General features: G+C 39.1%; 8 protein-coding genes. 7 read left to right on the top strand and 1 reads right to left on the bottom strand.

Annotated features, from left to right (window positions below; genetic code table 11):
* Positions 1-228, bottom strand: a 228-nt coding sequence (locus LC586_RS38815; RefSeq protein ID WP_229491131.1) for a hypothetical protein, incomplete at its 3' end; no start/stop codon positions are given.
* 205 nt (positions 229-433) lie between these two features.
* On the opposite strand from LC586_RS38815, the gene LC586_RS38810 reads away from it, so the two are divergent.
* The 7 genes from LC586_RS38810 (at position 434) to LC586_RS38780 (ending at position 7811) form a co-directional block, all read left to right on the top strand.
* Complete coding sequence (locus LC586_RS38810; RefSeq protein WP_309143435.1) at positions 434-661, top strand: DUF6745 domain-containing protein; 228 nt, start codon at positions 434-436, stop codon at positions 659-661.
* Between the two features lie 343 nt (positions 662-1004).
* On the top strand, positions 1005-2048 hold the full coding sequence (gene pstS, locus LC586_RS38805) for a phosphate ABC transporter substrate-binding protein PstS (protein WP_229491129.1): 1044 nt from the start codon (positions 1005-1007) through the stop codon (positions 2046-2048).
* A gap of 87 nt (positions 2049-2135) precedes the next feature.
* A complete protein-coding gene (gene pstC, locus LC586_RS38800) occupies positions 2136-3137 on the top strand; it encodes a phosphate ABC transporter permease subunit PstC (protein ID WP_229491128.1) in 1002 nt (333 codons plus the stop codon).
* A gap of 63 nt (positions 3138-3200) precedes the next feature.
* On the top strand, positions 3201-4082 hold the full coding sequence (pstA, locus tag LC586_RS38795; RefSeq protein ID WP_229491127.1) for a phosphate ABC transporter permease PstA: 882 nt from the start codon (positions 3201-3203) through the stop codon (positions 4080-4082).
* A gap of 303 nt (positions 4083-4385) precedes the next feature.
* Positions 4386-5165: a phosphate ABC transporter ATP-binding protein PstB gene (pstB, locus tag LC586_RS38790; protein WP_229491126.1), complete on the top strand. Its 780-nt coding sequence runs from the start codon at positions 4386-4388 to the stop codon at positions 5163-5165.
* Positions 5166-6131: 966 nt separating this feature from the next.
* On the top strand, positions 6132-6911 hold the full coding sequence (locus tag LC586_RS38785; RefSeq protein ID WP_229491125.1) for a phosphate ABC transporter ATP-binding protein: 780 nt from the start codon (positions 6132-6134) through the stop codon (positions 6909-6911).
* A gap of 168 nt (positions 6912-7079) precedes the next feature.
* Positions 7080-7811, top strand: coding sequence for a hypothetical protein (locus LC586_RS38780; protein ID WP_229491124.1), 732 nt, complete (start codon positions 7080-7082; stop codon positions 7809-7811).
* Positions 7812-7934: the final 123 nt, after the last annotated feature.

Below are 7934 nucleotides of genomic sequence, written 5' to 3'. Positions count from 1 at the left end.
GAGGTACTTCAAAGTCGTGTTGAGGTACTTCAAAGTCGTGTTGAGGTACTTCAAAGTCGTGTTGAGGTACTTCAAAGTCGTGTTGAGGTACTTCAAAGTCGTGTTGAGGTACTCCGAAGTCGTGTTGAGGTACTCCGAAGTCGTGTTGAGGTACTCCGAAGTCGTGTTGAGGTACTTGAAAGTCGTGTTGGAGTACTTCAAACTTTGCCGCACCGCGATCAAGTACACAGGTGCGGGCTACGCCTACGCTTGACTTTTAAAACAGTCGCTACTATTATTGACCTTCAACACGACATTAACAATTCAAAATTCAAAATTCAAAATTCATCAAAATTAAAGACATTTCAGACGGCGATTTAAACCCCGACTGAAACTGGTGCTACATATAGATGTAGGGGTCTTAAACCCTTGAACTTACAATAAAAAATGGAACATACTTCAAAATTTCATGCAACATTGTGGTTTTGTATTCCAATTTGAAAAGGTTTGTATAGTCTGCGATCGCCCTTGTAAGTTGTCTTTTGACGAAGAAAATATGCTTCATGCTGAAGGGGAACCTGCTCTTCAATTTCCTGATGGCTATAGTGTCTATGCTTGCCACGGAAGACATGCTTCTCAAGAAGAGCGATATTATGAGGAGCAAGATCCTGATTCTGTGTAGATGCACAGCCTAATTAAGTTTTTCATCAGCAACTTAGCTGACGCGGTGTGCAACTTTCCCTCAAACCTAACCCCCAACCCCTTCCCTAAGAGGGAAGGGGAGCAAGACTTAAAGCCTCTCTCCGCTTCGGGGAGAGGAATGGAAGTGGGGTTTTAAGAATAAGTTGCACATCGCGTTAGCTGACTCAATCAAATCTCAACAATCACAAAATATTTATAAGTATTATTTAAACACACCTTAATTTTTTATTGATCATTTGTTAAAGAAAGTTTAACTATAAAAAATGTAGCCTATCTAAGACTGAAATTACAGCAGGAAAATATTCCTTGAAGTCAGAGGTAATATGATTTTTTCGACCACCATCTTGAATCGTGTCGTTGCTACTTCAGTGGTGACAACTTCTATTGCACTTAGTCCATTTTTTGGTGCGATCGCACAAGCTCAAACTCTCAATGGTGCAGGAGCAACTTTTCCGGCTCCGCTTTACGAACGCTATGCTCGTGAAGTAAAGAAGAAGTATCCAGACTTGAGAATTAACTACCAAGCAATAGGTAGCGGCGGCGGTATTCGTCAAGTCATTGCTGGAACCGTTGATTTTGGTGGTAGTGATGCTGCAATGAAAGATGATGAAATCGCTAAAGTCAAGAACGGTGTAATCTTAGTACCCACAGCAGGCGGTGCTGTTTCTGTTGTTTACAATCTTCCGGGCGTTAATAATCTCAAATTATCTCGCGCTACACTACCAGCAATTTTCTCAGGTCAAATTAGCAAATGGGATGACGCAAAAATTAAAGCTGATAATCCAGGTGCTAATTTACCAAATCAAACAATTAAATTTGCTGTTCGCGCTGATAGTAGCGGTACAACTTTCATTTTCACTAATCATTTGAGTGCTATCAGCGGTTATTTTAAAGGCAGAGTTGGAGCTAACACTGCTCCCAAATGGAATCTGCCAAACGTCCTCAGAGGCAAAGGCAACCCAGGCGTAGCTGCCTTAGTATCTCGTACTCCTGGTTCTATTGGTTATGTAGAATATAGCTACGCTGTCCAAAACAACCTGAAATCAGCACTCGTACAAAATAAAAAAGGAGAATTTGTTGCTCCTTCTTTACAATCTGCAAATGCAGCTTTAGCAACTGTGAGTTTCCCAAACAACTACCGCGTTTTCGTAGGAGATCCAGCACAAGGTTATCCCATCGTCGGTCTTACCTGGATGATGGTTTACAAACAGTATGCTAATGCTTCTAAAGCTGATGCTGTCAAAAAATGGATTAATTGGGTATTGAAAGACGGTCAACAATATAACGATGACCTCAACTACACCAGAATTCCATCTAATGTCGCAAATCGGGTGCTTCAGACAGTGAATAGCTCTGTCAAGCCTTAATTTCCAATCATAACTACTTTCCTAGCCTAATAGGGTGATTTGTTAACTCACCCTAGTAGCAAAAAAAATCTATTTTATTGATTTGTAATGGCAAATTCATCGGAACCAGCCGACAGAAATTCATCAGATGATTCAAATCTAGGCGATGAAAATTTCAATTTAACAGCTATCGGCGGCACAAATCTCTGGTTTGACCAAGGTTTTACACGGCTAGTATACTTATTTGCCGTGATTACCGTTGCAGTCTTATTTCTGATGAGTTGGGTAATTTTCTCCGAAGCTCTACCAGCCATTAAGCAGTTTGGGCTGGGGTTTTTGTGGGATCAAGATTGGGATACAGGTAATCAGCTTTTTGGTGCATTACCTTATATTTATGGAACTTTGGTAAGTAGTGCGATCGCTATTATATTCGCTGTCCCAGTGGGAATAGCAGTAGCCTTAGTCACGAGTGAAAATTTCTTACCTTCATCGCTGCGAATCACCCTAGCATTTGTTGTTGAATTAATTGCAGCAATTCCCAGTGTCATTATTGGTTTGTGGGCGATTTTTGTCTTTATTCCAGTTTTAGAACCTCTACAAAGATGGCTAGCCACCGTTTTTAAATGGATACCACTATTTAATACAGAAGACCCTTCTGGGACTAATATGTTAACTGCTGGAATTATTCTAGCCATCATGATTTTGCCCACAATGGCAGCAATTACTCGTGATGTATTAATGGCTATCCCTAAAGAATTACGTAGCGCATCTATGGCTTTGGGTGGTACTCGTTGGGAAACAATTTTTCGGGTTTTGCTACCAGCTGGATTTTCTGGAATAGTGAGTGCCGGAATGCTCGCCTTGGGACGTGCTTTGGGTGAAACAATGGCTGTCACTATGGTGATTGGCAACTCTGCTCAAATCAGTGCTTCTTTACTCAATCCAGCTTATACAATTCCTTCTGTATTAGCTAATGAATTTGCCGAAGCTGAACCGGGTTTGCATATAGGCGCTTTAAGCTATTTGGCGTTGATTTTGTTTGGGTTGACTCTAGCTGTAAATATTGGCGCTGTACTATTGGTGAAGTGGGTTGGCAGGAAAAATAAATAGCATTGTTTTAATACAAATATCTTAGTGTAATAAGACGTTTATCAATCAAAATTTATAAAAAACATGAGTGGTTATATCCAGTCAAAAACTGATGAATCTTTGGCGACAGAATTATGCAGTCCTCTGCCAACAGAGCGAGTAATATTTAGCTATGCAATGAATGCGATCGCCTTTGGTTTGACAGGTGTAGCACTCATTCCTTTATTATCAATTTTGTGGGAAATTTTCGTTCGGGGAATATCTGGACTGAAATCGGAAATGTTTGTCAAAACAGTGATTGACAATGGCTTTGGTAATGCCATCCTGGGAACCATAATCATGGTGGGAATTGGTGCTATTTTAAGCATTCCCACAGGGATAATGACAGGAATTTTCTTGGCAGAATTCGGTCAAACCAACTCAATTGCTGGTTTTGTTCGTTTTATCAGCAGTATTCTAACAGGTGTCCCCTCAATTGTTGTAGGCGTATTCGCTTACGGTGTGATAGTTTTGGTAACTAAAGGATTTAGTGCGATCGCAGGCGGTTTTGCTTTAGCCGTGATTATGCTACCTGTAATTATACTGACAACAGAAGAATCCTTAAAACTAATTCCCACATCTCAACGTCTAGCTTCTGCTGCTTTAGGAGGAACTCGCTTTCAAACTACCCTTCGCATTGTTGTCACAGCTGCAATTCCTGGAATTACTACAGGCATTTTATTAGCTGTAGCTCGTGCTGCTGGTGAAACAGCACCCTTAATTTTTACTGCTTTATTTAGTCTAGATTGGTCAGAAGGATTGTTAAGTCCAACAGCTTCCTTACCAGTATTAATTTTTAACCTCTACAACGACCCCGACCCGCAAAAAAGCCAATTAGTCTGGACTACTTCTATAGTTCTACTCGGCTTAATTTTATGCGTCAGTATTCTCTCTCGCTTAGTTATTAGACAGAGAAGACTAAAGTAAAACAAATAATTTATTGTATTTTTTTACATCTTGGCAAACTATGATATTAAAATGGTAACCCGTAGGGCTATTTCGTTCTAGACATAAACTGCCCAGAACTAAAGTTTCAGGCTAACAGCTAAAGTCCGTTAAAACAGACTATAACCTTTTCTTAGTCGTCTTTAGACGACTTTCGCTATTAGACTCAGAATTCATTCTGAGGCGGGCTAGATGAGAATGAAATAGCCCTGGGTAAACCGCCAGGTTCAAGCCTTGTTCTATGTGTCTTAATTACGAATTACGAATTACGAATTACGAATTAACATGAGTAACTTAATTCCAGCTATCAAAGTTAAAAATATTAGCTTTTACTATGGCACAACAAAAGCGATCGAAAAAGTGTCAATAGATATTTATCAAAATCAAGTAACCGCAATTATTGGCCCTAGTGGTTGTGGTAAATCTACCTTCATCAAAATTCTGAATCGCATTAGCGAATTAGAAGGGCCTGTGAAAGTTGAAGGAGATGTAGAATTTTTTGGTCAAAATATTTATGCTCCTCGTGTTAATATCAATCGGTTACGCCGCCAAATTGGTATGGTGTTCCAAAAACCGAATCCTTTTCCGATAAGCATTTACGAAAATGTTGCCTACGGGATGAGAATAGCAGGCAGATATTCAAAATTAGAATTAGATGAAATTGTCGAATCTGCACTTCAAAGCGCTGCTCTGTGGGATGAAGTCAAAGATAAGCTGGATAAATCAGCTTTAGGGCTTTCTGGTGGTCAACAACAAAGATTATGTATTGCCCGTGCTTTAGCAGTCAAGCCGAAAGTTCTGCTGATGGATGAGCCTTGCTCGGCTCTTGACCCCATCGCTACCATGAAAGTTGAGGAACTGCTCCATAGTTTGCAGTCTGAGTTGACTATTGCGATCGTTACCCATAACATGCAGCAAGCCAGTCGCGTCTCTGATTTTACGGCTTTCTTTAGCACCGATGAAAGTCGGATAGGTCAAATGGTTGAATTTGGCGCTACAGAGCAAATCTTTAACAACCCACTAGACCCCCGCACCCGCGACTATATTTCAGGGCGTTTTGGTTAATGATTTTTGTCGAACCATCTCATACTAGATGATATTCATAAAGCGCGGTTTAAAAATAATTACTAATTTATTTTGATTAGATAAACTAGCTCCTCACTACCCATGAGGGTATATGATATTAATATTTTTATTTCTAAGCTATTTTAACATTTTTGAGGGGTCTAAGTCCCTCGCTTCTAACAAGCGACAAGTTTTGCGGTGGGGTTAAAATCCCCAGACGCTCTCGAAGAGACGCTAAAAGCGAACGCGGACTCGCTAACGCTTCGCTAATGCAAAACAAAATTTACGAATTACGAATTACGAATTACGAATTATTTTAAGTCGAATTCCCCTCAATCCTTTTTAATTGGAAAGGATTGCATATAGCAGTCCTAAATCATTTGTGAAAATTATATATCCCTTTCTTATTTCTTCCTTTTGCGTCCATCTCTACGAGACACTGCGCGTTCGCATAGCGTTTCGTAGAGATGGCGGGTCGTTTCCTTGTTTATATTTTTCACGAATCAAATAGGACTGATATTTGATTTTTGAAATACACGTAGAGTGTGTTAGACAAAAGTACGGCATCGTCCAAAGACTTTGGTGCGTTACGCAACGCTTTCATACCCTACATATACCTAGATTTTTTCAAAAATAAAATCGGACTGCTATATACAGCGTATTTCAGGTAAATGAAGTACACGGGTAGGGGCACAACATGTTGTGCCCCTACGATTATCTGTACCTCACGCCTGTTGCAATCTGCTGTAGGCCAATGTGCCAAAGTTGCGTATAAGAAGTTTATAAAAGATGAATTTTGGAGCATAGTCTTAATATAAATATTTAGTAACAGTTTATCTGCTGTATGACTACTGTATAGCTACGTAATTTCCATGAATATCTCCTTTTAGGAGTAACATAGTGAAACAGCGCTGCTGATTTGTACTACTTTACTTCGTCAACTTTTATTTCACACGTTTTGGGAATATGAGTAAACTAATTCCAGCCATCAGAGTCAAAAACTTCAGCTTCTCTTACGACACTCAAAAGATAGTTGAAGGCGTGTCAATGGATATTTACCAAAACCAAGTCACGGCAATTATTGGTTCTAGTGGTTGTGGCAAGTCTACTTTTCTTAAATCATTAAATCGCATGAGTGAATTAGAAGGAGATGTCAAGGTTGAAGGAAAAGTAGAATTTTTTGGACAGAGTATTTATGAGCGTCGTGTCAACATCAATCGTTTACGTCGCCAAGTTAGTATGGTTTTTCCCAAGCCAAATCTTTTTCCCATGAGCGTTTACGATAATGTTGCCTATGGCGTGAAATTAGTTGGATGGCATCCGAAAGTAGAATTAGATGGAATCGTTGAATCTGCCATCAAAGCTGCCGAACTTTGGGATGAAGTGAAAAATAAGCTGCACAAATCTGCTTTAGAGCTTTCTGGCGGTCAACAACAAAGACTATGTATTGCTCGTGCTTTAGCAGTCAAACCGAACGTTCTGTTAATGGATGAACCTTGTTCAGGTCTTGATCCTGTCGGTAGTATGAAACTTGAGCATTTGATCCATAACTTGCGCTCTGAGTTGACAATTGTGATGGTTACTCACAATATGCAGCAAGTTACTCGTCTATCTGATTTTACGGCTTTCTTTTATAGTAATGAAAATCGCATTACTCAAATGGTTGAATTTGGTACTACAAATAAAATCTTTACTAACCCCGTGGATTCTCGCACCCGTGACTATGTTTTCGCCCGCGTTGGTTGAAGTGTTTCTAAAATTCTAGCTATTCAGAGAACTACCACATAGTGCAAGCGTAAATTAAGGGTTAAATTTCAATACGGTTCAGTTAAGGCTTAAATATTAGTCAAAGTCAATTTTTTTAACGGCAAGCAAGATATTGAACTATACAATCGTAGCTATCAACTTATCCATGTGCCTGGAGGTAAAGACAGTGCTGATGCAAAAATGATCGCACTTGGTGTTTCTGTCTTACGCTCTTATCCAACAGTTAAAGAAATCTTGGTCTGTTCTGGCGATGGAATTTTGATCCACCTCTGTAACGAACTTCAAAATCAAGGATTAATTGTTTACTGGGTACGTAGACAAGGACAAAATTTGCAAATAGAAAACCGGAATACTGGCAAATTAACTCATTATTCCTTACCAATGGCAACAGAAGTTCCATCTTTTGAACAAGTGGTTGATAAAATTCAAGAATTAATTAAAAGTGAACAGAAATCAATCAATGCTCGATTAAACAGTTTAGTGGCTGTTGCAACTTTATTTCAAGAAAGATGCGATATCAATATTAAAGATAATCCAAATCAACCAACAATTGAAAAAACAATCCCTCTTGTAGATAAATCATTTCCAGAATCTATTCAAGAACGAGAAAAAGAATATTCTGCGAAAATACCTAATGAAAAAACATTAGATAAATTCCTATTAGAAATTATTCAAGATATAAAAATAAAGTCTCCCAAAACTAAATTATCTGTGTCCAAGCTAGGTACAGAGTTACGGAAAATAACCGGAGAGTCTCCTAATTCAATTATTAAAAAATTAAAGTTAGGTTCTAGTTTTACTAAATATTTAGAATCATCTCCCACATTTACATTAAAGGCGAGTGGCAAGGAATATGAGGTAATACCGCTATGTGATTGACACTCCCTGGCGTGAACGCGCAGGGATTCTTTAATCTACGAGTCAACTTGCTGCTTCTGGATTGCTCCAGTCAGAGTAGAGGTCGATTCTCCTAAAGCGTTGCTTGCCTCTAGGGCAAAAGTT

The sequence above is a fragment of the Nostoc favosum CHAB5714 genome (assembly GCF_020829495.1).
Taxonomy (GTDB): domain Bacteria; phylum Cyanobacteriota; class Cyanobacteriia; order Cyanobacteriales; family Nostocaceae; genus Nostoc; species Nostoc favosum.
This window is presented reverse-complemented; position numbering and strand designations above follow the sequence as displayed.